This is a genomic window from Lysobacter luteus, from assembly GCF_907164845.1.
GTDB classification, from domain to species: Bacteria; Pseudomonadota; Gammaproteobacteria; order Xanthomonadales; family Xanthomonadaceae; genus Novilysobacter; species Novilysobacter luteus.
Window position 1 is genome coordinate 2258897 of sequence record NZ_OU015430.1, and the last position, 26675, is coordinate 2285571.

At 69.8% G+C, this 26675-nt stretch carries 29 protein-coding genes; 12 read left to right on the forward strand and 17 right to left on the reverse strand.

Annotated features, from left to right (window positions below; all coding sequences use genetic code 11):
- Positions 1–15: 15 nt before the first annotated feature.
- The 9 genes from KOD61_RS10665 (at position 16) to KOD61_RS10705 (ending at position 9102) form a co-directional block, all read left to right on the forward strand.
- Positions 16–591 (forward strand): DUF6580 family putative transport protein, encoded by a 576-nt coding sequence (locus KOD61_RS10665; protein ID WP_215218650.1) that lies wholly within the window; start codon positions 16–18, stop codon positions 589–591.
- A 2-nt stretch (positions 592–593) separates the two neighbouring features.
- Positions 594–1148, forward strand: coding sequence for a cob(I)yrinic acid a,c-diamide adenosyltransferase (locus KOD61_RS10670; protein WP_215218651.1), 555 nt, complete (start codon positions 594–596; stop codon positions 1146–1148).
- 34 nt (positions 1149–1182) lie between these two features.
- Positions 1183–2130, forward strand: a complete 948-nt coding sequence (locus tag KOD61_RS10675; protein ID WP_251370579.1) for a histone deacetylase family protein — start codon at positions 1183–1185, stop codon at positions 2128–2130.
- Between the two features lie 135 nt (positions 2131–2265).
- On the forward strand, positions 2266–4611 hold the full coding sequence (gene lptD / locus KOD61_RS10680; RefSeq protein WP_407074540.1) for an LPS assembly protein LptD: 2346 nt from the start codon (positions 2266–2268) through the stop codon (positions 4609–4611).
- On the forward strand, positions 4608–5948 hold the full coding sequence (locus KOD61_RS10685) for a peptidylprolyl isomerase (protein ID WP_215218654.1): 1341 nt from the start codon (positions 4608–4610) through the stop codon (positions 5946–5948). Before lptD ends, KOD61_RS10685 begins: the two co-directional genes overlap by 4 nt.
- A gap of 2 nt (positions 5949–5950) precedes the next feature.
- A complete protein-coding gene (pdxA, locus tag KOD61_RS10690; RefSeq protein WP_215218655.1) occupies positions 5951–6967 on the forward strand; it encodes a 4-hydroxythreonine-4-phosphate dehydrogenase PdxA in 1017 nt (338 codons plus the stop codon).
- Positions 6964–7764: a 16S rRNA (adenine(1518)-N(6)/adenine(1519)-N(6))-dimethyltransferase RsmA gene (gene rsmA, locus KOD61_RS10695; RefSeq protein WP_215218656.1), complete on the forward strand. Its 801-nt coding sequence runs from the start codon at positions 6964–6966 to the stop codon at positions 7762–7764. Before pdxA ends, rsmA begins: the two co-directional genes overlap by 4 nt.
- Positions 7765–7850: 86 nt before the next feature.
- A complete protein-coding gene (apaG, locus tag KOD61_RS10700; RefSeq protein ID WP_215218657.1) occupies positions 7851–8234 on the forward strand; it encodes a Co2+/Mg2+ efflux protein ApaG in 384 nt (127 codons plus the stop codon).
- A 7-nt stretch (positions 8235–8241) separates the two neighbouring features.
- Positions 8242–9102 carry a symmetrical bis(5'-nucleosyl)-tetraphosphatase gene (locus KOD61_RS10705; RefSeq protein ID WP_215218658.1) on the forward strand — a complete coding sequence of 287 codons (861 nt, stop codon included), beginning with the start codon at positions 8242–8244 and terminating at the stop codon, positions 9100–9102.
- 30 nt (positions 9103–9132) lie between these two features.
- Here KOD61_RS10705 and KOD61_RS10710 read toward each other — a convergent pair whose 3' ends face one another.
- The 8 genes from KOD61_RS10710 to KOD61_RS10745 all read right to left on the reverse strand — a co-directional run bounded on the left by KOD61_RS10710 (position 9133) and on the right by KOD61_RS10745 (position 14785).
- Positions 9133–9633, reverse strand: a complete 501-nt coding sequence (locus KOD61_RS10710; RefSeq protein WP_215220382.1) for a dihydrofolate reductase — start codon at positions 9631–9633, stop codon at positions 9133–9135.
- Positions 9634–9659: 26 nt separating this feature from the next.
- The gene (locus KOD61_RS10715) at positions 9660–10454 is read right to left on the reverse strand and encodes a thymidylate synthase (RefSeq protein WP_215218659.1); all 795 of its coding nucleotides are present in this window, start codon (positions 10452–10454) and stop codon (positions 9660–9662) included.
- 7 nt (positions 10455–10461) lie between these two features.
- On the reverse strand, positions 10462–11346 hold the full coding sequence (gene lgt, locus KOD61_RS10720; protein ID WP_215218660.1) for a prolipoprotein diacylglyceryl transferase: 885 nt from the start codon (positions 11344–11346) through the stop codon (positions 10462–10464).
- Between the two features lie 70 nt (positions 11347–11416).
- Positions 11417–11905 (reverse strand): TPM domain-containing protein, encoded by a 489-nt coding sequence (locus KOD61_RS10725; RefSeq protein ID WP_215218661.1) that lies wholly within the window; start codon positions 11903–11905, stop codon positions 11417–11419.
- 10 nt (positions 11906–11915) lie between these two features.
- Positions 11916–12863, reverse strand: coding sequence for a TPM domain-containing protein (locus KOD61_RS10730; RefSeq protein WP_215218662.1), 948 nt, complete (start codon positions 12861–12863; stop codon positions 11916–11918).
- A 37-nt stretch (positions 12864–12900) separates the two neighbouring features.
- A complete protein-coding gene (locus KOD61_RS10735; protein WP_215218663.1) occupies positions 12901–13545 on the reverse strand; it encodes a LemA family protein in 645 nt (214 codons plus the stop codon).
- A gap of 96 nt (positions 13546–13641) precedes the next feature.
- Complete coding sequence (locus KOD61_RS10740; protein ID WP_215220383.1) at positions 13642–14373, reverse strand: TerC family protein; 732 nt, start codon at positions 14371–14373, stop codon at positions 13642–13644.
- A gap of 31 nt (positions 14374–14404) precedes the next feature.
- A complete protein-coding gene (locus tag KOD61_RS10745; protein WP_215218664.1) occupies positions 14405–14785 on the reverse strand; it encodes a diacylglycerol kinase in 381 nt (126 codons plus the stop codon).
- Between the two features lie 233 nt (positions 14786–15018).
- On the opposite strand from KOD61_RS10745, the gene KOD61_RS10750 reads away from it, so the two are divergent.
- Positions 15019–15504, forward strand: a complete 486-nt coding sequence (locus KOD61_RS10750) for a VOC family protein (protein WP_215218665.1) — start codon at positions 15019–15021, stop codon at positions 15502–15504.
- Positions 15505–15522: 18 nt separating this feature from the next.
- Here KOD61_RS10750 and KOD61_RS10755 read toward each other — a convergent pair whose 3' ends face one another.
- The 9 genes from KOD61_RS10755 to nudE form a co-directional block, all read right to left on the reverse strand.
- Positions 15523–16542: an isoaspartyl peptidase/L-asparaginase family protein gene (locus tag KOD61_RS10755; RefSeq protein WP_215218666.1), complete on the reverse strand. Its 1020-nt coding sequence runs from the start codon at positions 16540–16542 to the stop codon at positions 15523–15525.
- Positions 16543–16597: 55 nt separating this feature from the next.
- The gene (locus tag KOD61_RS10760; protein ID WP_215218667.1) at positions 16598–17833 is read right to left on the reverse strand and encodes an ABC transporter permease; all 1236 of its coding nucleotides are present in this window, start codon (positions 17831–17833) and stop codon (positions 16598–16600) included.
- Positions 17833–18549 (reverse strand): ABC transporter ATP-binding protein, encoded by a 717-nt coding sequence (locus tag KOD61_RS10765; protein WP_215218668.1) that lies wholly within the window; start codon positions 18547–18549, stop codon positions 17833–17835. Before KOD61_RS10765 ends, KOD61_RS10760 begins: the two co-directional genes overlap by 1 nt.
- The gene (locus tag KOD61_RS10770) at positions 18546–20057 is read right to left on the reverse strand and encodes an efflux RND transporter periplasmic adaptor subunit (RefSeq protein WP_215218669.1); all 1512 of its coding nucleotides are present in this window, start codon (positions 20055–20057) and stop codon (positions 18546–18548) included. The genes KOD61_RS10765 and KOD61_RS10770 overlap by 4 nt, the downstream gene beginning before the upstream one ends.
- Before the next feature lie 119 nt (positions 20058–20176).
- A complete protein-coding gene (locus tag KOD61_RS10775) occupies positions 20177–21463 on the reverse strand; it encodes a sensor histidine kinase (protein ID WP_215218670.1) in 1287 nt (428 codons plus the stop codon).
- 16 nt (positions 21464–21479) lie between these two features.
- Positions 21480–22190, reverse strand: coding sequence for a response regulator transcription factor (locus KOD61_RS10780; RefSeq protein WP_036209980.1), 711 nt, complete (start codon positions 22188–22190; stop codon positions 21480–21482).
- A gap of 75 nt (positions 22191–22265) precedes the next feature.
- Complete coding sequence (mazG, locus tag KOD61_RS10785) at positions 22266–23090, reverse strand: nucleoside triphosphate pyrophosphohydrolase (RefSeq protein WP_215218671.1); 825 nt, start codon at positions 23088–23090, stop codon at positions 22266–22268.
- A 4-nt stretch (positions 23091–23094) separates the two neighbouring features.
- A complete protein-coding gene (gene cysQ / locus KOD61_RS10790; RefSeq protein ID WP_215218672.1) occupies positions 23095–23895 on the reverse strand; it encodes a 3'(2'),5'-bisphosphate nucleotidase CysQ in 801 nt (266 codons plus the stop codon).
- Positions 23892–24437 (reverse strand): ADP compounds hydrolase NudE, encoded by a 546-nt coding sequence (gene nudE, locus KOD61_RS10795; RefSeq protein ID WP_215218673.1) that lies wholly within the window; start codon positions 24435–24437, stop codon positions 23892–23894. Before nudE ends, cysQ begins: the two co-directional genes overlap by 4 nt.
- A 92-nt stretch (positions 24438–24529) precedes the next feature.
- Here nudE and bioA point away from each other — a divergent pair, with 92 nt between their 5' ends.
- Both bioA and KOD61_RS10805 read left to right on the forward strand, forming a co-directional pair.
- On the forward strand, positions 24530–25933 hold the full coding sequence (gene bioA, locus KOD61_RS10800; RefSeq protein WP_407074593.1) for an adenosylmethionine--8-amino-7-oxononanoate transaminase: 1404 nt from the start codon (positions 24530–24532) through the stop codon (positions 25931–25933).
- Entirely contained in the window at positions 25924–26661 is a 738-nt protein-coding gene (locus KOD61_RS10805; protein WP_215218675.1) for a 16S rRNA (uracil(1498)-N(3))-methyltransferase, read from the forward strand. The genes bioA and KOD61_RS10805 overlap by 10 nt, the downstream gene beginning before the upstream one ends.
- The last annotated feature ends 14 nt before the right edge of the window (positions 26662–26675 follow it).

Consider the following 26675-nt stretch of genomic DNA (forward strand, 5'->3'; position numbering starts at 1 on the left):
TGCTCCCAGACACTGATGAACCGTCCCGTTGCCTCCTCGATCTTCGCTCCCGGCCCGCTGGTGCTCGCCGCCCTGATCGTGCTCGCCGCGCTGACCCGCGTGCTGCCGCATCCGCCGAATTTCTCGCCGGTGGCGGCCATCGCGCTGTTCGGCGGCGCCTACTTCGCCAACCGCAGCTGGGCGCTGATCGTGCCGCTGGCCGGTCTGTTCGTGTCCGACCTCGTGCTGTCGTCCATGCACGGCGGTCTTTACGCGCAGTGGTTCTCCGGCGCCGGCATCTGGCTGGTGTACGGCTGCATCGCGCTGACCACCCTGATGGGCTTCGGCCTGCGCGGGCGGGTCGGCGGCGGCCGCGTGCTGGGCTACTCGCTCGCAGGTGCGGTGCTGTTCTTCACCGTGACCAACTTCGGTGCCTGGCTCGGCAACCCGATGTATTCGCAGGACCCCGCCGGACTGATGGCGGCCTACGTTGCCGGCATTCCGTTCTTCCAGTGGTCGCTGGCCGGCACGCTGTTCTATTCGGCGGTGCTGTTCGGTGGCTTCAGCCTGCTGCGTTCGCAACTGCCGGCGCTCCGCACCCAGACGGTCTGAGCGTGGGCAACCGCCTGTCCAAGATCTACACCCGGACCGGCGACGGTGGCAGCACCGGGCTGGGCGACGGCAGCCGGGTCGGCAAGGATTCGCTGCGCGTCACCGCATACGGCACCGTCGATGAAGCCAACTCGACGATCGGGCTGATCCTCGCCAGCGAGGTAGCCGACGACGTACGCGTGCTGCTGACCGCGGTGCAGCACCAGCTGTTCGACCTGGGGGGCGAGCTGTGCATCCCCGGCCACGCCGCCATCAGCGACGAGGACGTCACCCGGCTGGAACAACATCTGGACCGCTTCAACGCCGACCTGCCAGTCCTGCGCGAGTTCATCCTGCCCGGCGGCGGCGAAGCGGCGGCACGCTGCCACATCGCCCGCACCGTGGTGCGCCGCGCCGAGCGCGAGACCGTCGCGCTTTCGCGGGTGGAGCCGGTACGGCCCGAGGCCGTGCGCTACCTCAACCGCCTGTCGGACCTCCTGTTCGTGCTCGCACGGGTACTCGCCCGCGCCAGCGGCCATGGCGAAGTGCTGTGGGACCACGAGCGGCGCAAGGGCTGAATCGGTCCACCGGTCCGTCCGGATCACCCTGCCGGTGAACGTGCCCCGGCTCTACACCCATGACGCCTGCCTGTCGCACCTGGCCGGCACCGCCCATGTGGAACGGCCGGCACGACTGGCTGCCGTGATCGACGCGCTTTCGGCCGCATTCCCGCAGTCGCGCTGGCACGACGCGCCGCGCGCGACCCGCGCCGAACTGCTGCGCGTGCATGGCGATGCACTCGTCGCGCGGGTGCTGGACACGGCCTGTCCGCTTGGGGCGACCCCACTGGCGCTGGACGCCGATACCCTGCTCGGCCCCGGCTCCGCCGAGGCCGCGCTGCGGGCCGCCGGCGCCGGCATCGCCGCAACCGACGCGGTACTGGCCGGGGAGGTAGCGAGGGCGTTCTGCGCCGTGCGTCCGCCCGGACACCACGCCACCGGTTCGGTCGCGATGGGGTTCTGCCTGTTCAACAACATCGCGCTCGCCGCGGCGCACGCGTGCGACCGGCACCGGCTGGAGCGCATCGCGATCGTCGACTTCGACGTCCACCACGGCAACGGCACCGCCGACATCTTCCACTCCGATCCCCGGGTGATGTACCTGTCGTCCCACCAGGCGGCGCTGTATCCGGGCACCGGTGCGTCCCACGAACGCGGGGTCGGTAACACCGTCAACGTGCCGCTGCCGGCCGGCGCCGGCAGCGACGCGTTCCGCACGGCGTGGTGGGAGCAACTGCTGCCGGTCGTCAATGCCTACCGGCCGCAGCTGCTGCTGATCTCGGCCGGCTTCGATGCCGACGCGCGTGACCCACTCGCCGCGCTGCAGGCCACGCCCGATGACTTCGGCTGGCTGACGCGCGAACTGGTGGCAGTTGCCGACCGGCATGCGTCGGGCCGGGTCGTGTCGATGCTGGAAGGCGGGTATGACCTCGATGCGCTGCGCGAGGGAGTCGTTGCGCACGTCGATGCACTGGCTGGCAGGAAAATTGTCGGCGCGTGACCACAGCGGCATCGCTGGCCGTCTTCATCGGCTCTGCGCAAACATGAATGTTCCCGTCAGGCCTCCTTGGGCCGCGTTGCCGCCACCCCGGCGATGCGGCAAGCTAGCGGCCGTTTCCGACCAACGGATGGCCGCGTGCATCCCAGCTTCCGCCTGCTCCCGTTATCGCTGTGCATCGCGGTGGCCCTTCCGGCATACGCGGCCGAAGACGTCGAGGACTGGGGGCTCTGCCCGATAGAGGACGCCGTACCGGCGTTCGCCGACGTTCCGGTGTCTGACGCGGTCCCGGAAGAGGATCGCACCACCCTGCCGACCGACATCGCCGGCGACGCGCTCAACGCGACCCAGGAAGACAGCGCGGTGTTCCAGGGCAACGTCGAGCTCAGCCGCGGCGACCAGTTCCTCGGCACCGACAAGCTGACCTACCACAGCGAGGAAGGCACCTACGTCGCCGAAGGCAGCGTGCGCTACCAGGATGCCGGCATGCGCATCGTCGCCGAGCGCGCACATGGCGACCAGGAAGCCGACACCCACGTCATCGAGGACCTGCGCTACCAGCTGACCCGGCGACGCGGCAACGGCGGAGCCGAAAGGATCGAGCTGGAAGGCGACCAGGGCGCGCTGATCGGCTCCACCTACTCCACCTGCCCGCCGTCGCAGCGGTCGTGGGAGCTGCGCGCGCAGCGCATCGACATCGATACCGCCGAAGGCCTGGGCGTCGCCCGCAACGCGACGGTGCGCATCGGCAAGGTACCGGTGCTGTACGTCCCGTGGCTGATGTTCCCGATCGACGACCGGCGCCGCACCGGTCTGCTGTGGCCGTCGATCCGCATGTCCAGCCGCAACGGCTTCGACTGGCGGCAGCCGGTCTACCTCAACCTCGCGCCGAACTACGACGCCACCCTGACCCCGCGGATCATGACCGAGCGCGGCGTGCAGCTTGGTGGCGAGTTCCGCTGGCTGTACCCGGGCGGTCGTGGCGAGTTGTGGGGCGAATGGATGCCCAAGGACAAGCTTCCCGAGGACGAGCCCGAGCGCTACCTCGCCGGCCCCGAGCAGGGTTTGCCGACCGACAACCGCGGGCAGTTCCGCTTCAAGGGCGTGCACAACCTGGGCAGCCATTGGCACGCAATGGCCAATGTCGGCTGGGTCAGCGACACGCATTACCTGGAGGATTTCAGCAACAGCCAGTTCGCCGTGTCGGCGTGGAACCTGCGCAGCGAGGTCGGCCTGTTCGGACGCGGCCTGTACTGGGACGCCGGGCTGATGGCCGACCACAACCAACTCGCCGACTACACACTTACCGAAAGCAACCTGCAGTACGACCGGATGCCCCGCGCGTTCGTCAACTGGGCGCAGCCGTTCGGTGACTGGCTGGAGCTGGGGGTGAATGCCGAGGCGGTGCAGTTCCACCACGACGTCCGCGACGAAGGCAGCCGGATCGACCTCAAGCCCTATGTCGCCATGCCGCTCGAGGGCAACGGCTGGTTCGCGACGCCGAAGGTCGCGTGGCGCCACACCAGCTACAAACTGGACGACGCGTTGGCGGCGGCCAACGGTGGCGACGCCTCGCCGACCCGCAGCCTGCCGATCGCCTCGCTCGATGCCGGGCTGTTCTTCGACCGCGAGTTCGTGTTCCGCGACGAAGACTGGTTGCAGACCCTTGAGCCGCGGATCTACTACCTCAATATCCCGTACGAGGACCAGTCGAACCTGCCGATCTTCGACACCGGGCCGATGACCTTCAGCTGGGGGCAACTGTTCCGCGACAACCGCTACACCGGTCCGGACCGCCAGGTCGACGCGAACCAGTTGACTACTGCCCTGACCACCCGCCTGATCAGCCGCGAGGACGGCCGCGAGCGCCTGACCGCCAGCATCGGCCAGATCCACTACTTCGAGGACAGCCAGGTGGTGGCGCCCAACGAGCAGCCGGTCGAGCGGGGCGAGTCGGCCTGGGTGGCGGAGCTGGGCGTCTCGCCGAGCGACCGCTGGAGCATCAACGCCGCCTACCAGTGGGACCCGAAGTACCGCCGGCAGGACCTCGCCAGCATCCGTACCCGCTACCTGATCGGCGACACCGGCGTGGTCAACCTGGGCTACCGCTATCGGCGCGGGCTGACCGAACAGGTCGACCTGTCGTTCCTGTACCCGGTCAACCAGAACTGGAGCGTGGTCGGTCGGTACTACTACTCGATCGAGGACCGCAAGCTGATCGAGTCGATCGCCGGCGTGCAGTGGGAAAGCTGCTGCATGGCCGTGCGCCTGGTCGGCCGCCGCTACATCCGCGAGCGCAACGGCGACCTGGACGACTCGCTCCGCCTCGAGTTCGAGCTCAAGGGCCTGGGGTCGGCCGGCCAGAAATCCGAGGAAATATTGAGCCGTGCTATTCTCGGATACGATCGTGAAGATCTGTATCTAGTGCCGCCCTCCACCGTGGACGCCGGCAATTTCGACAACTCCCTCGATCCGATTCCATGAAGAAATTTTTCGCGTGTGTCCTCGCCGCCACGCTGCTGTCGGCGACCGTGCAGGCGCAACAGGTGCAGCCGATCGATGGCATCGCCGTGGTGGTCGACGAAGGCGTCATCCTGCAGAGCGAGCTTGACCGGGCGGTCGGCAACATCCGTGCCCAGTACGCCGGTCGCGCCGCGCAGCTGCCCCCGCCGGACGTGCTCGAGCGGCAGGTCGCCGAGCGCCTGGTGCTGCTCAAGCTGCAGGTCGCGCGAGCCGAGGCCACCGGCGTGCGCGTCAGCGACCAGGAGGTCGACCAGGCCATCGCCGGCATCGCCGGGCAGAACCGCGCGAGTGTCGAGCAGTTGCGTGCCCAGCTGGCCGCCGACGGCACCTCGTTCGACCAGTTCCGCGACTCCATCCGCGACGAACTGCTGGTCCAGCGCCTGCGCCAGCGTTTCGCCCAGACCCAGGTGTCGGTGAGCGACGCCGAGGTGGACGCGGCTCTCGAGGCGCAGCAGGCCACCGGCCAGCAGTACCACCTGGCACATATCCTGGTCGCGCTGCCCGAGGGCGCCACGCCCGAGCAGATCGCCACCGGCGAGGAAAAGATCCTCGGCATCAAGAGCCTGCTCGACCGGGGCGAGATGGATTTCGCCGCCGCCGCGGTGCGCTACTCCGACAGTCCGAACGCGCTGGAAGGCGGCGACCTGGGCTGGCGCGGCGAGAACGAGATCCCGGCCGCGTTCGCGAACCTGGTCCGGCAGATGGCCCCGGGACAGGTCACCGCACCGATCCGCGGTCCCAGTGGCTTCCAGCTCCTGCAGCTGGTCGAGACCCGTGACGCCGGCCAGGGCGGCCCCAGCGTCGTCACGCAGGTCCGCGCCAGCCACATCCTGATCCGGGTCGACGAGAACACCAGCGCCGCCGAAGCCAAGGCCCAGGCTGACACGCTGCACGCGCGCATCGTCGGCGGCGCCGACTTCGCCGCGCTCGCCCGCGAGCACTCCGAGGACCCCAGTTCGCAGGCCGCTGGCGGCGACCTGGGCTGGTTCACGCCGGACCAGTTCGGCCCGGATTTCGGCGCCCAGGTGTCCGCGCTCGCCGATAGCGCCGTGTCGACGCCCTTCCGCACCCAGGCCGGCTGGCACATCGTGCAGCGCACCGGCACCCGCGAAGCGGATGTGGGCAACGAGAACCAGCGTGCGCAGGCCCGCGAGACGATCGGCCGACGCAAGCTGGAAGAAGAGTGGAACCAGTTCCTGCGCGAGATGCGTGGCGAGGCCTTCGTCGACTTCCGCACGGGCAACGCGACCGCCGACGCCGCGGAAACCGCGCCGGAAGCCCCGGCCACCGGCGACTGACCATGCGACCACCCCGGCTCGCGCTGGTCCCGGGTGAACCGGCCGGCGTCGGGCCGGAGCTGTGCGTCCGCCTCGCGCAACGCCCGCGCGACTATTCCCTGACCGCTTTCGGCGACCGCGACACGTTGCAGTCCGCCGCCGACGCGCTAGGCCTGCCGCTCGTCATGACGCCGCCCGACAGCGCGGACGATCGTGCCGGCACGCTGGCCCTGGTCGAGGTTCCCAACGCCACCCCGGTCCGGTTCGGCCAACCCGATCCGCTCAACGCGCGCGCCGTGATCGACGCCTTGCTGGCAGCCGGCGCCGGCTGCCTGGACGGGGGGTTCGACGGCGTGGTCACCGGTCCGGTGCACAAGGCCGCGATCAACGCCGGAGGGATCGCCTACAGCGGGACCACCGAGTTGCTGGCCAACCAGGCTGGCTGCGGCGTGGTGATGATGCTGGCGAACCCGACCATGCGGGTCGCGCTGGCCACGACCCACCTGCCATTGCGGCAGGTTGCCGATGCGATCACCACACAATCGCTGCGACACGTATTGCTCACGCTGCACGACGCGCTGCAACGCGACTTCGGCATCGACACACCCACGATCGCGGTGCTCGGCCTGAATCCCCACGCGGGCGAGGACGGCGTCCTGGGCGACGAGGAGATCCGGGTGCTGCAGCCGGTCATCGAATCACTGCGCGGCGAAGGCTTGCGCCTGCTGGGACCGCTGCCAGCCGATACCGCGTTCCTGCCGGCCCGGCTCGCCCAGGTCGACGCGGTGCTCGCGATGTACCACGACCAGGGCCTGCCGGTACTGAAGTTCAGTGGGTTCGAATCAGCCGTCAACCTCACGCTCGGCCTGCCCTACCCGCGCGTTGCGGTCGACCACGGCACCGCGCTGGACCTGGCCGGCAGCGGCGCGGCAGATCCCTCAAGCCTGTTCGCGGCGGCCGATACCTGCGCCAGGATGGCTGCAACGCGGCTCGCACACCGGCATGACCCCGCCGGCACCGCCCACGGAGCCTGCCAATGAGCAACGCACGTTTCAGCGAGCCCCCGAAGAAGCACCTGGGCCAGAACTTCCTGCACGAGCGGACCGTCATCGATCGCATCGTGCAGGCGGTGAACCCCAAGCCGGGCGAGCGCCTCGTCGAGATCGGCCCCGGCCAGGGCGCGATCACGTTTCCGCTGTTGGACCGCCACGGGCGGCTGACCGTCATCGAGTTCGACCGCGACCTGATTGCGCCGCTGACCGAAGCCGCCCGATCGCACGGCGAGCTGACCGTGATCCACCGCGATGTACTCAAGGTCGACTTCAGCGAGCTTGCGCGCGATACCCCTGACGGACGCATCCGGCTGGTCGGCAACCTGCCGTACAACCTCTCCTCGCCCATCCTGTTCCATGCGCTCGACCACGCTGCCGCGATCAGCGACATGACTTTCATGCTGCAGAAGGAAGTCGTCGAGCGCATGGCGGCCGGTCCCGGAAGCAAGGTCTACGGCCGCCTGAGCGTGATGCTGCAGGCCTATTGCACCGTCACGCCGCTCTTCACCGTTCCGCCGGGCGCGTTCCGGCCACCACCGAAGGTCGATTCCGCCGTGGTGAGGCTGGTGCCGCGGCCGGCCGACAGCATCGGTATCGACGACCCGGCGACGTTCGCGCGTGTAGTCCGCGACGCGTTCGGCCAGCGCCGCAAGACGCTGCGCAACGCGCTTTCGCAAGTGTGCGACTCGGCGGCGATCGAGGCCGCCGGGATCCGTCCGGACGCACGTGCCGAGCAGATCGCGGTCGCCGATTTCGTGCGCCTGGCCAATTCGCTCCCGCACTAGCGCGCTGCAGTGATGGGGACGACATGCGCGACGCAACCACGCGTCGCGCATGTCCGCTTCACCCCGGCTCGACTTACACTGTCCGCATGGAACGCAGCACCGACTACGCCTTCGACATCGACGTCGCCACCCGCTACCTCGACGAGCAGTCCGAGCCCGGGCAGGACCGCTACGTGTTCGCCTACACCATCACCATCCGCAACACCGGCACTGTCCCCGCGCGGCTGCTGTCACGCCACTGGCTGATCACCGACGCCACCGGCAAGGTGCAGGAAGTCCGCGGCGATGGCGTGGTCGGCGAGCAGCCCCGGCTGCGTCCGGGCGAGGGGTTCGAGTACACCTCCGGCGCCGTGCTCGAGACCGACCTGGGCACCATGGAAGGCAGCTACTCGGTCGAGGCCGACGACGGAACCGTGTTCGACGCGCCTATCCCCGCGTTCACCCTGGCCGTGCCGCGCACGCTGCACTGAGGCCGACATGACCGTCTGGGCCATCGGCGACCTGCAGGGCTGTTACGACGCAACCCAGCGGTTGCTCGAGAAGATCGCGTTCGACCCGGCGAAGGACCGGCTGTGGTTCTGTGGCGACCTGGTCAACCGTGGCGGCCAGTCACTGGAGACCTTGCGACTGGTGCATTCCCTGCGCGACAACGCGACCGTGGTGCTTGGCAACCACGATCTGTCGCTGCTGGCAATCGGCGAGCGCCGCGAAGAGGAACAGCGCAAGGTCAATCCCGACCTGCAGCGGGTGGTTCTCGCCGAGGACCGCGACACGCTGCTGCCGTGGTTGCGCCGGCAGAAGCTGGTACATGTCGACCGCGGGCTGGGCTGGATGATGGTGCACGCCGGCCTCGCGCCGAAGTGGACCACGCAGCTCGCCGAAAAGCACGGCCGCGAGATCGAGGAGCGCCTCCAGGGCGACCAGTACCAGCGGCTCCTCAAAAACATGTACGGCGACGGGCCGGTGTGGAACCCGCGGCTGGGGGGGATCGACCGCCACCGCGCGATCATCAACATCTGCACGCGACTGCGGTACTGCTCGCCGCGCGGGCGCATCTCCTACGAGGACAAGGGCGTGCCGGGTACCCAGCCGGCCGGCCTGTATCCCTGGTATGCCGTGCCCGGCCGGGCCGAGCGTGACCTCAGGATCGTCTGCGGGCACTGGTCGGCGCTCGGGCTTTTCATCGGGCACGGGGTGCACGCAATCGACACCGGCGCGGTCTGGGGCGGAAAGCTCACCGCGTTGCAACTCGATACCGACGAACTGCGCATCGTGCAGGTGGCGGGGCGGGACGTCCCGGCCAACCCGCCCAAGCCGAGGCATCGTCCGCGGCGCTGAGGTATCCGGGGATCGCAGCGGCAGCCGCTGCTACTTGGGCGCGGGGATTCGCCGGTACTCGACGAACTCGAACGCAGAGGCATGCCTGGCGTCCGTAACGTGCGTCTCGCGCGCGACGACGTCCCACTGCGCCGGGTCGAACGACGGGAAGAACGCGTCCGCCCCCTCGACCGTGAGGTCCACGTGGGTCAGGTGCATGCGCGTGGCATCCGGCAGGCACAGCGCGTAGACCTCGCCGCCACCAATGACGCACAGCTGCGACGCACCGTCGTCGGCGGCAATGGCGACCGCCTGCGCAACCGCGGCCACGGCCTGCATGCCTTCGAACGGCACCGCGCCCGAACGCGTCAGCACAAGATTGCGGCGCCCGGGCAGCGCGCGCCCGAGCGACTGCGCGGTCCGCCGCCCCATCAGCACCGGCTTGCCTAGCGTCAGCGCCTTGAAGCGCTTGAGGTCGTCGGGCAACCGCCACGGCAGGCCATTGTCGCGTCCGATCGCACCGTTGCGGTCGAGCGCGGCGATCAACGCCAGTTCAACCGTCGGGTCCACCACCGGCGTCAAACCGCGACCGGCGCCTTGATCGCCGGGTGCGGGTCATAGCCTTCGATGGCGATGTCGTCGAAGCCGAACGCGAAGAGGTTCGTCACCGCCGGCGCCAGCTTCAGTGTCGGCAATGGCCGCGGCGCACGCGTGAGTTGCTCGCGGGCCTGTTCGTAGTGGTTCGAGTACAGGTGGGCGTCGCCCAGGGTGTGTACGAAGTCGCCGACACCCAGCCCACAGGCCTGCGCCACCATGTGGGTCAGCAGGGCGTAGCTGGCGATGTTGAACGGCACCCCGAGGAAGATGTCGCCACTGCGCTGGTACAGCTGGCAGCTGAGCTTGCCGTCCACGACGTAGAACTGGAACAGCGTATGGCAGGGCATGAGGGCCATCTGCGGCAGGTCGGCGACGTTCCATGCCGATACGATCAGCCGGCGCGAGTCGGGGTTGCGCTTGATCTCCTCGACCACCCAGCGGATCTGGTCGATCTCGACGCCGTCGGCGCCGGCCCAGCGCCGCCATTGCTTGCCATAGACCGGGCCGAGCTCGCCGGACGCGTCAGCCCACTCGTCCCAGATGCTGACCTTGTGCTCCTTCAGGTAGGCGACGTTGGTCTCGCCGCGCAGGAACCACAGCAGCTCGTGGACGATCGAGCGCAGGTGCAGCTTCTTGGTGGTGACCAGCGGGAACCCGGCATTGAGGTCGAACCGCATCTGCCAGCCGAACACCGAGCGGGTGCCGGTGCCTGTGCGGTCGGACTTCTCGGTGCCGTGGTCGAGGACGTGGCGCAACAGGTCCAGGTACTGTTCCATTGTCGCCTCAGGCCTCCTGTCCGGAACCGGCCGCCGGTTGCGCCTGCAGGGTGGGCTGGCGACGCGACAGCCCCAGCCAGAACAGGCCGACCAGCACCAGCGGAATGCTCAGCAGCTGGCCCATGGTGAGCCAGCCGAACGCGAGATAGCCGATCTGGGCGTCGGGTTCGCGCACGAACTCCACCGCGAACCGGAACACGCCGTACAGCAGCGCGAACATGCCAGCCACTGCGTAGCGCGGCCGCGGCCGGCTGGAGAACCACCACAGGATGCAGAACATCACCAGCCCCTCGAGCACGGCCTGGTAGAGCTGCGACGGATGCCGGGCGAACGGGTCGAGCGCACCGGTGGCGAACTCGGCCTGAAGCCGCTCGCCGGTCCAGCCGGAGAACTCCGGCGCGCGCGGGAACACCACGCCCCAGCCCTCGTCGGTGTGCTTGCCCCACAGCTCGCCGCCGATGTAGTTGCCCAAGCGCCCGAAACCGAGCCCCGCCGGCACCAGCGGTGCGACGAAGTCGGCAACGTCGAAGAAGTGCAGGCGCTGGCGCCGTGCCCACCACCACATCGCGGCCAGCACGCCCAGCAGGCCGCCGTGGAAGCTCATGCCGCCTTCCCAGATGCGCAGCAGCATCAGCGGATCGCGCAACAGGTCGCCGAATCCGTAGAACAGCACGTAGCCGATCCGGCCGCCGAGCACCACGCCGAGCATGCCGTAGAACAACAGGTCGCCGAACCCCTGCTCGGTGACGCCGGGCAGCCGCCCTTGGCGCACGCGGCGGCGGCCGAGCCACCAGGCCAGGCCGAACCCTATGAGGTACATGATCCCGTACCAGTGCACCTGCAACGGTCCAAGACTTACGGCGACCGGGTCGATCTGGTGGAGGATGGTCATGGGGCTCTGGGCTGGCCGGGGCAGCGGTCATTGTGCCCGACCACCGCCCGCGATGGTGCCCGCGCCGGACTCACAGGATGTGCGGGACGTTGGGCAATTCGTCGTGATCGACGGTGTCGGGGTCATCCGGGAAATGCGCGGCGATGATGTCCGATAGCGCCTCGATGCCAGCCAGCACCGCGGCTTCGGGTTCGCCCGCGCGCAGCCGCTCCTCGACCAGCTGGCAGGCGCCGCGCCACTGCGCATCGCTCACCAGTCCGTCGAAGCCACGGTCGGCGACGATCTCGATCCGGTGGTCGGCCAGCAGCAGGTAGAGCAGCACGCCGTTGTTGGCGCGCGTGTCCCAGACACCCAGCCGGGCGAACGTCTCGTTGGCGCGGTCGCGCGCGGTGGTGCCCGCCATGATCGCGCGCATCGGCAACGCGGCGTCGACCGCGAAGCAGATCTCGCCGGTGTGGCGCAGTTCGCTGGCGGCGATCGCCGCAGTGATCCGCTGCAGCGTCGCGGCCGGGAACAACCGCCGCGCGGACGGTGCGAACAGGTGCTTGAGCCAGCGCATCAATCCGTCCTCACCAGCTTCCGGAGGCGCCACCGCCCCCGCTCATGCCACCACCGCCGCCCCAGCCGCCACCGCCGAAGCCACCACCGCCACCGAAGCCGCCGCCACCGCCGAATCCACCGCCCCCGCCCCAGCCGCCGTAGCCACCCCAGCCACGGTCGGCGGCAAAGCGCCCGCCGGAATTGCTGGCCAGCCCGAACAGCAGGCCGAAGACCGCGGCGATACCGCCGAACAGCAGCGACGACAGCAGCCACGCCACGCCTCCGGCCGCGAGCGCCGTGCCGATGCCGCGGATGCCCCGCGGCGCAACCCCGAGTACGCCGCGTGCGACCTGGGCCACGATGAAGGCGGCGAACAGGGCGAACAACCAACCGCCGCCTTCACGCTCGCCACGCGGTGCGGTCGCCATGGGTTCGGGCAGCGGCTCGCCGTCGATCAGTCCGGTCAGCACCGCCGTCGCGTCGACGATGCCGCCGGCGTAGTCGCCTGCCCGGAAGCGCGGCACCACGTATTCCTGTATCACCCGTATCGCGGTCGCATCCGGGATTGCGCCTTCAAGTCCGTAACCAACCTCGATCCGGACCCGCCGGTCGTCCTTGGCCACCACCAGCAGCACGCCGTCGTCGACCTTCTCGCGACCCAGCCGCCATTGGTCGTAGACGCGCACCGCGTACTGGGCGATGTCCTCCGGCTGGGTGGTCGGAACGACCAGTACCTGCAGCTGGGCGCCCTTGCGCTGCTGCAGCGCGAGCGCCTGCGCCTCCAGCTGCTGCCGGGTCGCCGCGTCGAGGGTGCCGGTCGTGTCGACGACCGGCGAGTCCAGCGCAGGGATCGGCGCGAGCTGCTGGGCGGCGGCCGGCAGGCACGCCAGCCACAGCAGCGCCGCCGCCCACCACGCGAGCCATCCGCAGCCGGCGCGTCGTCCCGGGCTCCACTTGCGGTCAGGCGACACCGTCATGTCCGCACCGGGCAGGACCCGCATGCCATCGGCGCGCTCAGCCGCCCGTCGGAGCGGGCTGCTGCGGGACAGGCTGCTGCTGCGGCGGCGGGGCCTGTGGCGCTGGCGCCGGCGCACCGAAGTCGACCTGCGGCGGCTGCTGGATCTGCTGCTCGTTCTCGACGCTGAAGTTCGGCTTGGTGTCGTAACCGAACACCATCGCGGTCAGGTTGACCGGGAACCGGCGGATGTAGGTGTTGTAGTCCTGCACCGCCTCGATGTAGCGCTGGCGCTCGACCGTGATCCGGTTCTCGGTGCCTTCCAGTTGCGCCTGGAGCTGCAGGAAGTTCTGGTCGGCCTTGAGCTGCGGGTAGTTCTCGCTGACCAGCAGCAGGCGTCCGATGGCACTCTGCAGCTGCCCCTGGGCCTGCTGGAACTGCTCGATCGAAGCCGGGTCGTCGGCATTGACGTTGATCGAGCCGACCCGCGACCGCGCCTCGGTGACCTGGGTCAGTACCTGCTGCTCATGGGCCGCGTAGCCGCGCACGGTCGCCACCAGGTTGGGCACCAGGTCCGCGCGGCGCTTGTAGACGTTGAGCACCTGCGACCAGGCCGCGCTGACGGCCTCGTCCTTCTGCTGGATGGTGTTGTAGCCGCAGCCGCTCAGCAACCCGGCGAGCAGCAGGACGAGCAAGATCCGCATGGCGCGACTCCGTTCGGGACAGATGGCCGGCATTGCAGCACCGGCACCGTCCGCGCGCAATGGGCATGGCGTGAAGCGCCCTGCCCGTCACGGGGCTCAGGCATCCATGCCGACCCGGCGCAGCGCGGCACGGCGCTTGGCCCACAGGTTGAGCATCTCAACCATTGCCGAGAAGCCCATCGCGCCGTAGATGTAGCCCTTCGGGATGTGCAGGCCGAAGCCGTCGGCGACCAGGTACGCGCCGATCAGCACGATGAAGGCCAGCGCCAGCATCTTGATGGTCGGGTTGCGCTCGATGAACTTGCCCAGCGGGGTCGCCGCCAGCAGCATCACGGCGACCGCCAGCAGGATCGCGCAGACCATGATCCACGTCTGGTTGGCCATGCCGACCGCGGCGATCACCGAGTCGAGCGAGAACACGATGTCGATTACCGCGATCTGCGCGATGACCATCCAGAACGACGTCACCGGGCGGGTGTGGATGTCCTCGGCCTCGGCTTCGCCAATGATCGCGTCCTTGATCTCCATCGAGCCCTTCACCAGCAGGAAGGCGCCGCCGAGGATCAGCACCAGGTCGCGCACCGAGATGCCCTGGCCGAACAGCTGGAACAGGTCGCTGGTCAGGCCGGCCAGCCACGCCAGCGTCAGCAGCAGCGCGATGCGCGTGATGCAGGCCACGGCGATGCCGAACTTGCGGGCCACCTCGCGCCGATGCGGCGGCAGCTTGCTGACCGCGATCGAGATGAAGACCAGGTTGTCGATGCCGAGCACGATCTCGATCGCGCTCAGGGTGACGAGGGTGATCCAGACTTCCGGATCCATCAGCATTTCAATCACGGGCGTTTCCCAGCAGGAGCAGTCAGAGCAGGCGGGGGACGAGCAGCAGCCCCCAGGTCAGCAACACGTTCAACATCAGCACGAACACCGCGGCGGAGCCCATGTCCTTGGCCCGGCCGGCGAGCTCGTGGAACTCGGGGCCATACCGTTCGATCAGTGCCTCGATCGAGGAATTGAGCAGCTCGACGCTCAGCACCATCAGCATCGAACCGATCATCAGCACCCGCTCCACCGGCGTCTCGCCCAGCCAGCAGGCCAGCGGGGCGAGCAGGACGAACAGGTAGACCTCGAGCCGGAACGACGATTCGTGGAGCCACGCCGCCGCCAGTCCCTGGATCGACCACTTCGCCGCCTTCAGCATCCGCGCGGGGCCGCGCGGCAGGTGCCCGACCTGGTCGGCCATCAGGCGCGCGCTCCGCAGCCACGCCCGGCGCCTGGCGCCGGGCGACCGTGATCGGACCTTGGATCAACGCGAATCGACATCGGTCTGGCCAGCGGCGGTCGGGGCGGAACGGACCCCGGATTTTGCCACAACCCCGCCAGCGCGTCCTTCGCGCGGAGATAGCGTATGCAGGTCTAGCGTTCTCGGTCCGGCGCGGGGGATTCTGCGTCATCACCAACCAGGGAGGCGTCACCATGGCCGTCAGCACCATTCCCGAGGGGTACCACACTGTCACCCCCTATCTCATCGTCGACGATGCCAGCGCGGCCATCGACTTCTACCAGCGTGCGTTCGGCGCGCACGAGCTGTTCCGGTTGCCGATGAAGGACGCTTCCGGCCGTGATCGCGTCGGCCACGCGGAGATCCGGATCGGCGACTGCAACCTGATGCTATCGGACGAATGGCCGGACATGCAGGCGCTCGGCCCGACCGCCCGCGGCGGCACCACGGTCAGCTTCATGGTCTATGGCGACGACGTGGACCGGGCCTACCAGCAGGCGCTGGACGCCGGCGCCACGGCCGAGCGGCCGGTCAAGGACGAGTTCTGGGGTGACCGGATGGGCTCGGTGATCGACCCCTATGGCCACAAGTGGACGCTGGCCACCCACATCGAGGACGTGCCGCCGGAGGAGATGGAGAAGCGGATGAAGGCCTGGAGCGAGCAGCAGCAGGGCGGTTGAGCGCCAGGCCGGTCCTCGCTAGTCCTCGAAGATCGCCACGCCGCGGCTGCCGTCCGGACGGATCCACGCGCGGTACATCGTTCCGCTGTTGAAGGGCATGGCGATGTTGCCGTCCACGTCCAGCGCGATCGCGCCGCCATCGCCGCCCGCCGCGGTGACGACGCGGTTGACCACCTCCTCGGCGGCATCCACCAGCGCGTCGCCGCGATAGGCGACGCGCGCGCAGATGTCGTGGGCGACTGCGTTGCGGATGTAGAACTCGCCCCAGCCGGTGCCCGACACGCCACAGCGCGCGTCGGCCCAGGTGCCGGCGCCGATCACCGGCGAATCGCCGATGCGGCCCCACTTCTTGTTGGTCATGCCACCGGTGCTGGTCGCCGCGGCGATGTGGCCGTGGCGGTCGAGCGCGACCGCGCCAACCGTGCCGAAATACTGGCCATGCGGCGCTTCGCCGACGGCGGCCTGCCGCTGCGCCTGCTCGAGCGCGCGGCGGCGGCGGTCGGTGTCGAACCAGTCGTTGGGCACCCGCTCGATCTCGGGGCGGGAATCGGCGAACGCTTCCGCGCCGTCACCGGCGAGCATCACATGCGGGGAGTGCTCCATCACCGTGCGCGCAAGGGTGATCGGGCTGCGCACGGTGGTCACGCCGGCGACGGCGCCGGCGCGGCGGGTATGGCCTTCCATGATCGATGCGTCGAGTTCGTGCCCGCCCTGGGCGTTGAACACCGCGCCCTTGCCGGCGTTGAAGCGCGGCGACTCCTCAAGCACGACCACCGCGGCCTGCACCGCATCCAGCGCGGTGCCACCCGCGGCAAGGATGCTATGGCCCGCCTCCAGCGCGCGTTCGAGGTCGGCGCGGGCGGCGGCTTCGTCCTCGGCGGACAGCGACGCGCGCGCCACGTAGCCGGCGCCGCCGTGGATCACCAGCGCGGTCTTCGGCTGCGCGGCGTCCTGCGGCGGGTCGGCGGGGGCATCGGCGGACTGGGCGTGGGTATTCATCGCGATGGCAAGCAGGGACAGCAGCAGCAACGAGCGCATGGGCGGAGTATCCACGTGACCTGCGGTCGAGGATAACGCGCCGCCACGCCCGGCATCACTGCTGGCGCAGCGCCTCGATCGGGTCCAGCAGCGAGGCCTTGCGCGCCGGGTAGTAGCCGAAGAACAGCCCGGTCGCGATCGAGAAACCGGCCGCCAACCCGACCACCTGCGCGTTCAGCACCACCGGCAGCGAGCCGAATCGGCCGACCAGCAGCGCGCCGGCCACGCCGATCGCGATGCCGAGCACGCCGCCGATCAGCGAGATCAGCATCGCCTCGGCGAGGAACTGCCGGCGGATGTCCGATGGCCCCGCACCGACCGCCATGCGCAGGCCGATCTCGCGGATCCGCTCGGTCACCGACACCAGCATGATGTTCATGATCCCGATGCCGCCGACGACCAGCGAGATGGTTGCGACCGCCGCCAGCAGCAGCGACATCAGGCGGGTGGTCTGGGTGCGCGTGGCGACGATCTCGGCGATGTTGCGGACGCGGAAGTCATCGTCGGCGCCGGGCTTGATGTCATGGCGCTGGCGCAGCAGCGATTCGATCTCGCCCTGGACCCAGCCCAGGTCGTCGGCCTTGGCGACGCCGACCGCGATTTCCTGCACCGCGCCGGGCGGCAGCGCCATCGCCCCCATCAGGCGCCGGCGGGCGGTTTCCAGCGGCACCAGGATCACGTCGTCCTGGTCCTGGCCGAAGCCCCCCTGCCCCTTGGGCGCGAGCACGCCGACCACGGTGAACGGCACCCGCCCCACCCGGATCGATTGACCGATCGCATCCTCGTCGCCAAACAGCGACCGGCGCACGGTCTCGCCGAGGATCACCGACTTGCTGCTGCCGCCGTAGTCGCCCCCGTCGAACTCCGCGCCCGCGTCCAGGCTCCAGCTCTCGAGCGCGAAGTAGTCCGGCTGCACGCCGTACCAGGTCGCCGACCAGTTGTTCTCGGCGTACACCAGTTGCGCCGAACCGCGCAGGGTGGCGGCGACGTACTGCACCTCCGGGATCTCCTCGCGGATCGCCTCGGCGTCGTCCTCGGTGATGGTGTAGAAGCTGGACGCGCTCATCCGTACGCCGCCCGGACCGCGCCCGGCATTGGAGCCGATGTCGAGGCGGTTGGAGCCCAGGCCCGACACCAGCTTGTCGATCTCCGACTGGGTGCCCTGCCCGACCGAGACCATGACGATGACCGCGGCGATGCCGATGATGACGCCCAGCGAGGTCAGCGCGCTGCGCATCCAGTTGCCGCGCAGGGCGAAGATCGCGGTACGCAGGACTTCCACGAAATCCATCAGGCGGCTCCCGTCGTGGGGGGCTGCTCGTGCAGCTCGCCATCGCGCATCACGAAGGTGCGGCCGGCATGCGCGGCCACCTCGGCATCGTGGGTGATCAGCACGATGGTGTGGCCCTCCGACTGCAGTCGCTTGAACAGCGACAGGATCTCCTCGCCGGTATGGCTGTCGAGCGCGCCGGTGGGCTCGTCGGCCAGCAGGATCGGTGGCTGGTTGATCAGCGCCCGCGCGATCGCCACGCGTTGCTGCTGGCCACCGGACAGTTCGCTCGGCCGGTGCGACTCGCGACGCGCCAGGCCGACCGCGGCCAGTGCCTCGTGCCCGCGCTGCTGCCGCTCCTCCCGTGGCACGTTGGCGTAACCCATCGGCATCAGCACGTTCTCCAGCGCCGTCATGCGCGGCAGCAGGTTGAAGCCCTGGAACACGAAGCCGATCTTGTCGCGGCGTAGCGCGGCGCGCGCCTCGGCGTCGAGGGTGGCGACGTCGATGCCGTCGCACAGGTAGCGGCCCGCCGTGGGGGTATCCAGGCAGCCGATCAGGTTCATGAGGGTCGACTTGCCCGAGCCCGACGGCCCCATGATCGCGACGAACTCGCCGCGCCGGATCCGCAGGTCGACCCCGTGCAGGGCGACCACCTCGGCCTCGGTGCCGGGCGCGTAGACCTTGGCCAGACCGTGGGTCTCGATGACCGCGTCGGCCATGTCCGGCGCGCTCATCTGGCGCCCGGGCGCTCGGTGCCGACGATGGCGGCGTCGCCCTCGGCGACCGCACCGGACACCTCGGTGAAGGAGCCGTCGCTCGCTCCGACGCGCACCGTCACCAGCTTTGGCGCGCCGTCGACCAGCAGGTACAGCGGCGCGCGGCGGGCCGCGGCGAGCGCCGCCAGCTCGCGGTCCCACGTGGCCTGCTGGGTCTCCGACAGGGTCGCCCGGAAGGCGGCGAACTGCTGGGCCAGGCGCTCCTGCATGCGCTGTCGCATCGCGTTGCCGTCCGGTGCGTCGCGGTTGCCTCCCGCGCCGCCGCGTCCGCCGAACATCGACGGGCCACCGGTCGTGGCCGGTGCCGCGGTGCGGGCCGCGGTCCGCTCGCGCAGGGCGGTTGCGGCGGCGTCGAAGGCCGCCTGCTGGGTGGCATCCAGCTCCATGCGTCCCGCCAGCCGGGCGAGGTCTTCCACGGGTCCGCCGCCGCGTGTACCCGGCGTTGCCGTAGCGGACATCTGGTCGTCGGCCGGCTTGAAGCGCAGCGCCGCATTGGGCACCCGCAACACGTCGTCGCGCCGACTGACTTCGATCTCGGCGTTGGCAGTCATGCCCGGCAGCAGCCGCTGGTCGGGGTTTTCGACCGCGACCACCACCGGGTAGGTGATCACGTTGCTGGTGTTGGTTGCCGACAGGCGCACCTGTTGCACGGTGCCGCGGAACTGGCGGTCGGGGAACGCATCGACGCTGAAACCGACGTCCTGCCCGGGTTCGACCTGGCCGATGTCGGCCTCGTCGATCGCCAGCACGATCTCCATCTTCGACAGGTCTTCGGCGATCTGGAAGAGCACCGGCGCCTGCAGGCTGGCGGCGACGGTCTGGCCGGGCTCCACCGTGCGGGTCAGCACCACGCCGTCCACCGGCGAGCGGATCACGGTGCGGTCGAGGTTGAGCCGGGAGGTCCGGGTCGACGCGAGTTGCTGGGTGATCTGCGCGCGAGCGGCTTCCACCTGTGCGCGGGCCTGGTCGCGGGATGCGCGTGCGAGGTCGATGTCGCTGGTGGCCACCAGCTGGCGCGAACCCAGTTCGGCTTTCCGGGCGTAGTCGGCCTCGGCGTTGCGCAGAGACGCCTGCGCGGTCGCCAGGCCCGCCCGGGCCGCCGCGGCGGAGGCGTTGCCCTGGGCGATCTGTGCTTCGTAGGTGCTCGGGTCGATCCGCGCCAGCACCTGCCCCTGGCGCACCTGGTCGTTGAAGTCGGCGAGCACCTCGGTGACCTGGCCGGAGATCTGGCTGCCGACATCGACCGTGGAGATCGCCGCCAGTGTGCCGGTCGCCGAGATGCCGACCCGGATATCGCCGCGCTCGATCGGCGCGGTCCGGTAGCCACTGGCGCTCGGGCCGGCGTCGCGCTGGAACCAGGCCAGCGCCGCGAGCACGACCAGCACCGCGGCCACCGCGACGATAAGCAGGCGACGGCCGCGTGGGCGCGAACGGGAGGGCGAGGGGGTGGGTCGGGGTGTGCTCATCGGGTCCGCGCTACGGGAAGGTCGGACTGGCAACGCACTTGCGAGGGCGCGGTTGACGTCGCGGCGCAAGCGCCGAGGTGGGGTCGCGCCATCCATTCACCCGCCGCGCTGGCGAGGACCTACCCCTTGAAGCGGATGGTCGCGATCGTGCCCCGCCCGATCTCGCTTTGCAGGTGCAGCGGCCAGCCCATCCGGTCGCCGAGCCTGCGCGCGATGGACAGCCCCATGCCACTGCCGGACTCGCGGGCCGGGTCGCCCCGATAGAACGGGTCGAACGCACGCGAGAGCGTCTCCGGGTCCATCCCGATGCCGCTGTCGCGGACCTCGATCCGGTCCACTTCCAACCGTATTTCGATCTGCCCGTGGTCGGTGAAGTGGGCGGCGTTGCTGAGCAGGTTGCCGAGCATCACCGCGAGCACGTGCGGGGGCCCGAACAGCCGCGGCGAGCCGTTGTCGATGACCTCGATGGCGACCGGCTTGGAAGCCAGCAGCGGACGCACCCGCTCGACCTGGTCATCGACGATGTCGCGGACCTCGAACTCCGCGCTCTGCGGAGCGATGTCGGCCTCGCGCGCCAGTATCAGGAACGCGTCGATCACCGCCTCCATGTCGCGCCCGGCACGCTGCACGCGTGCAAGCGACCGCAGCGTCCGCGGCGAGGTGTCGGGATCGCCAAGCATCATGTCCGTCGCGACCCGGATGACCGTCAACGGCGTGCGCAACTCGTGGCTCGCATCGCGGGTGAAGTCGCGCTCGCGCTCGACGAAGTCGGCGACGCGCTCGGCCAGGCCCACCAGCGCGCGGGATAACCGGTGCACCTCGCTGCCCGCATCAGGCGGCAGCCGGCGCGGCTTGATCGCCTCGGTGTCGGGGTCGCGCGGATCCCACTTGGACACCTCGTCGGCCAGCCAGCTGACCGGCACCACCAGCCGCTTGGAGGTGCGGTAGGTCAGCCACGAGATCAGGTAGGTCGCCAGCAGCGAAAGCAGCAGCGAGACCAGCGCGGTGACCAGGATCGCCCGGTCGATGTGGCTGGCATCGAAGGTGAGGTAGAACGTCCCCTCCGGGCGGCGGTCGACCAGTACGTCGAGGTGGTCGGTCGAACCGAACAGCTGGCGCTGGTACATCCCCGGCGCGGACTCGCGCAGCTCGCGCGGCACGTGGCGATCGCCCGGCTGGCCGGGTACCACGTAACCGGTCATCCTCGACGTGCGGGGGAGCGGGTAGGTCGGGCTGGCCTCGCGGCCGGTCCAGAACAGGTCGGCCTCGCGCTGCATCCGCTCCACCACGATGCCGTGGCGCACGCCCATGCCCGCCAGCAGTACGCCAGCGGTGATCACGATGCTGCCCAGGATGGCCTGCAGGATGAAGGCCAGCTTGATCCTGCGCGGAAGACCCTGGGTCATGGAACGTGCACTGCCTTCACTCGGGCGGCTGTGAAATGTCCGCCACGCGGTAGCCGGCCGACTGCACGGTGTGCAGCAACTGCTTGTCGAAAGGCTTGTCGATGGTCTTGCGCAGGTTGTACAGATGGCTGCGCAGCGTGTCGGAATCCGGCAGGCCGTTGCCCCAGATCTCGCGCTCGATCTCCTGGCGGCTGACCACGCGCGGCGATTCGCGCATCAGGATGGTCAGCAGGCGCAGGCCGATCGGGGAAAGCTGCAGCTCGCTGCCGCCGCGGGTGACCCGCAGGCTGGCCGGGTCGAGCACCAGGTCCGCCACCTTGAGCACCTCGCCGCCGACCTGGCGACGCTCGCGACGGATCAGCGCGCGCAGGCGGGCCTCCAGTTCCTGGATCGCGAACGGTTTGGTCAGGTAGTCGTCGGCGCCGGCGGACAGGCCGGTCAGCTTTTCGTCGAGCGTGTCGCGCGCGGTCAGCATCAGCACCGGCGTGGACTTGCGCGCTTCCTCGCGCAGGCGCTTGCACACTTCCACGCCGTCCAGGCGCGGCAGCATGAGGTCGAGCACGATTACGTCGTAGCTGTTCTCGGCGGCCAGGCGGTAACCATCGAGACCATCGGCGGCGAAGTCGACCTCGAAGCCACGGCTCTCGAGGTACTCGCCCACCATTTCGGAAATGTTGCGATTGTCCTCCACGATGAGGACCAGACCACCATCACGCGTGCCCTGCATTGGGTTGCCTCCACCTTCAGTTTTGTGAAGGCTGCCGATCCGCAGGTAGACGCACCGTGAAGGCGTTGCTGAACGTCAACCGGGACGCCGCTCGCGCGCCTTCACGCGTTGCCAGACCGCTTCCTGTTGCTCCAGTGAGCGGGTCGACAGCGGCCGCTGTTCCTCTTCCGCCAGCGCTTCCATGGCGCGGAAACGCCGCTCGAACTTGCCGTTGGCGCGGCGCAGCGCGTTGCCGACATCCACGCCTGCGTGGCGCGCCAGGTTGGCCGCGACGAACAGCAGGTCGCCGATCTCGTCTTCGAGGCGATCGCGCGCGTCCGGATCACCGGCCGACAGCGCATCGAACTCAGACCGCACCTCGTCGATCTCCTCGTGCAGCTTGGCGATCACCGGCGCCGGACCGGGCCAGTCGAAGCCGACCCGTGCCGCGCGCTTCTGCAGCTTCACCGCACGCTGCCACTCCGGCAGGCCGCGCGAAATCCCGGCCAGCGCCGACGTGTCTTCCGCCCCCGCCGCTTCGCGCTCGCGGCGCTTGTGCTCCTCCCACGCCACGGTCTGCGCATCGGCATCAGCGACCGCCTCGTCGCCGAACACGTGCGGATGCCGGCGCACCATCTTGTCGCTGATCGCGGCCACCACGTCGTCGAAGTCGAACGCGCCCTGCTCCTGCGCCATGCGTGCATGGAAGACCACCTGCAGCAACAGGTCGCCGAGCTCGTCGCGCAGGTCGCCCAGGTCGTTGCGGTCGATCGCGTCGGCGACTTCGTACGCCTCCTCGATTGTGTACGGCGCAATCGTGGCGAAGGTCTGCTCCACGTCCCAGGGGCAGCCGGCCTCCGGGTCGCGCAGACGCACCATGATGTCGAGCAGGCGCCGGATGTCGCGGTCGGGCGCGGTCATGCGGTCACAGGCCGGCCCAGCGGCGCCACGGCAGCGCGGGGTCGCCGAGCGCGATGAACTCGCCGTTGAGCAGGCTGTCGCGCTGGTTGTAGCGGAACGGCCGCCCCTGCAGGTCGATCACGCAACCGCCGGCGCCTTCCAGCACGGCCTGCGCGGCGGCAGTGTCCCACTCGCTGGTCGGGCCGAAGCGCGGGTAGACGTCGATGTCGCCTTGGGCGATGGCGCAGAACTTGAGCGACGAGCCCAGCCCGACCGGCTCGGTCCGGCCCATGCGTTCGATGAAATCGTTGCTGCGCTGGTCGCGGTGCGAGCGGCTTGCGGCGACGCGCAGTGGCGCCGTCGGTGGTCGACGCGTCGACACCGGCCGGTCATCGCCATCGCCGTCGCGCCGGAACGCGCCCAGCGCCGCGCCGCCGTGCCACAGCGCTCCGGTGACCGGTGCCTGCACCACGCCGAACGTCGCCACGCCATCCTCGATCAGCGCAATGTTGACGGTGAACTCGCCGTTGCGCTTGACGAACTCCCGGGTGCCGTCAAGCGGGTCGACCAGCCAGAAGCGAGCCCACTCGCGGCGTTGCGCGGTGGTGATGCCTGCCGACTCCTCCGACAGCACCGGGATGCCGGGGTCCAGCCGTGCCAGGCCGTCGACGATGCAGTGATGCGCGGCAAGGTCGGCGGCGGTGAGCGGCGAGCGGTCGTCCTTGTGGCGGACCGCGAACTCGCTGTCGTAGACCTCGAGGATCCTGCCGGCGGCTTCGCGCGCGACCGCAATGGCGCCTTCGCGCAGTGTCACGTCGTTCGTCATTTGTTTCGCAACCACTCTCTTGCAATGAACAGCGCCGCGATGCTGCGGCCCTCGGAAAAATCCTCGCGCAGGATCAGCTGGTCGAGCGCGTCCAACCTCCACGGCACCGGCTCCAGCGGTTCTGGCTCGTCGCCTGGCAGCCGCTCGGGGTACAGGTCGCGTGCCAGCACGAGGTGGGTGACGTGGCTCATGTAGGTCGGCGCCAGCGTGAGTTCACGCAGCGCCAACAGCGAGCGCGCCCCATAACCGGCCTCTTCCTTGAGCTCGCGATCGGCCGCCTGCAGCGGCGTCTCGCCGGCATCGATGCGGCCTTTCACCAGCCCCAGTTCGTAGCGGTGGACGCCGGCGGCATACTCGCGCACCAGCAGCACCGTTTCCGCATCGAGCATCGGCACGACCACCACCGCACCGTGTCCGCGGCCGTGCAGGCGCTGGAACTGGCGACGCTCACCGTTGCTGAATTCCAGGTCGACATGGTCGACCCGGTACGGACCGGTCTCCTCGGTGACCACCCGGTGGATGACCGGCAACGCCCGGCTCATCGCCGGCGCTCCCCGGCCATGGGTGCCGGCAGGCCGCGCGACCGGCGACAGGGGATAATGGCGGGATGCAGAAGACCAGTCACGATGCCGCGATGCTAGCAGAGCAACATCGCACCCCTTCGTCCGCCGAGGCCTGGCGCGACCGCGACCTGGCGGTGCTTTGGCACCCGTGCACGCAGATGAGCGAGCACCCCGACACCCTGCCCCTGCTGCCGATCGAGCGCGGCGAGGGACCGTGGCTGATCGGCCGCGACGGCCGGCGCTACCTCGACGCGGTGAGCAGTTGGTGGGTCAACCTGTTCGGCCACGCCGAGCCGCGCATCGGGGCGGCGATCGCCGCGCAGGCGACCACGCTGCAGCACGTGATCCTGGCCGGCTGCTCGCACGCGCCGGCGGTCGAACTGGCCGAGCGCCTGCTGGCGATCGCACCGCGGGAGCCCTCGCGGCCGCCGCTGTCGAAGGTGTTCTACGCCGACAACGGCTCGGCCGGGGTCGAGGTCGCCTTGAAGATGGCGTTCCACTGGTTCCGCAACCGCGGCGAGCCGCGCCGGACCAAGTTCGTTGCACTCGAGGGTGGCTACCACGGCGAGACGCTCGGTGCACTGGCGGTCGGCGACGTGCCGCTGTACCGCCGGGTCTACGCGCCGCTGCTGTGCGAAGCGCTGTTCACCCCTTCGCCCGATGCGTACCTGGCACGCGACGGACAGAGCGCCGCCGACCACGCCGAGGACGCCGCCGACGCGCTCGCGCGGCTGCTCGACCACCATGCTGGCGAGGTCTGCGCGATGATCCTCGAGCCGCGCGTGCAGTGCGCCGGTGGCATGCGCATGCACAACCCGGTCTACCTCAAGCGCGTGCGGGAACTGTGCGACGTCCACGGCATCTTCCTGATCGCCGACGAGATCGCGGTCGGGTTCGGTCGCACCGGCACCATGTTCGCCTGCGAGCAGGCCGGCATCGCCCCCGACCTGCTGTGCCTGTCCAAGGGCCTCACCGGGGGCAGCCTGCCCCTGGCCGCCGTACTGGCGACCCAGGAACTGTACGACGGCTTCCTCGACACGTCCCGCGAGAAGGCCTTCCTGCATTCGCACAGCTACACCGGCAATCCGCTGGCCTGCGCGGCGGCACTCGCCACGCTGGACATCTTCGCGTCCGACGACGTGGTCGAACGCAACCGCGGCACCGCCGCGAAGATGGCGTCGCTGGCGGCGCCGCTGGCCGCGCACCGGCATGTCGCCGACGTCCGCCAGGCCGGCATGATCGTGGCATTCGAACTCGCACGCGACGGCAACCGCGCCACTCCGTTCGACGCCGCGGCGCGGGTCGGTCTGCACGCCTACCGCGCCGCGCTCGACCGCGGCGTGCTGCTGCGTCCGCTGGGCGACGTCCTTTACTGGATGCCGCCATACACCATCGACGACGACGCGCTGGCGCTCATGGCCGAGACGACCTCGGCGGTCATCGACATCGCGACGGAGCAGGCCTCATGCGGCTGACCCGGCTGTACGTCGACCTGCCGTTGCCGCCGGACGCTGAAGTCGCGCTGCCGGAAGGACCGGCGGGGCACCTCACCCGCGTGCTCCGGCTGGGGCCCGGGGACGCATGCGTGCTGTTCAATGGCGACGGCTTCGACCGCGCCGCGACGGTGGCGTCGGTCGGCAAGCGCGAGGTCCTCGTCCGCATCGGCGAGGCGACCGTGGCCGACCGCGAATCGCCGCTGCGGATCGGGCTGCTGCAGGGCATCGCACGCGGCGAGAAGATGGACCTCATCCTGCAGAAGGCGACCGAGCTCGGCGTCGACCACGTGATCCCCGTGAGCTCGCAACGCAGCGAGGTCAAGCTGGACGCGGCGCGGGCCGACAAGCGGCTGGCCCACTGGCGAAGCGTGGTGGCCGCCGGCTGCGAACAGAGCGGGCGCGCGCGGGTGCCCACCGTCTCATCGCCGGCGCCACTCGCCGCCGCGCTGGATGGCTTGCCCGCAGGTGGCCTGCGGTTGTTGCTGGATCCCGCGGGCGGGCTAGCGCTGCCGACGCTGGCGGTCGAGGCCGGCCAGCCGGTGTACCTGGCGGTCGGGCCGGAGGGTGGATGGTCGCCGCTCGACCGCGAGCAACTGCATGCAGCGGGCTTCCAAGGGCTGCGCCTGGGGCCGCGCATCCTTCGGACGGAAACCGCCGGACTGGCGGCGATCGCGGCCCTGCAGGCGCGCTTCGGCGATCTGTGCTGAGTCGCCCCGGGACG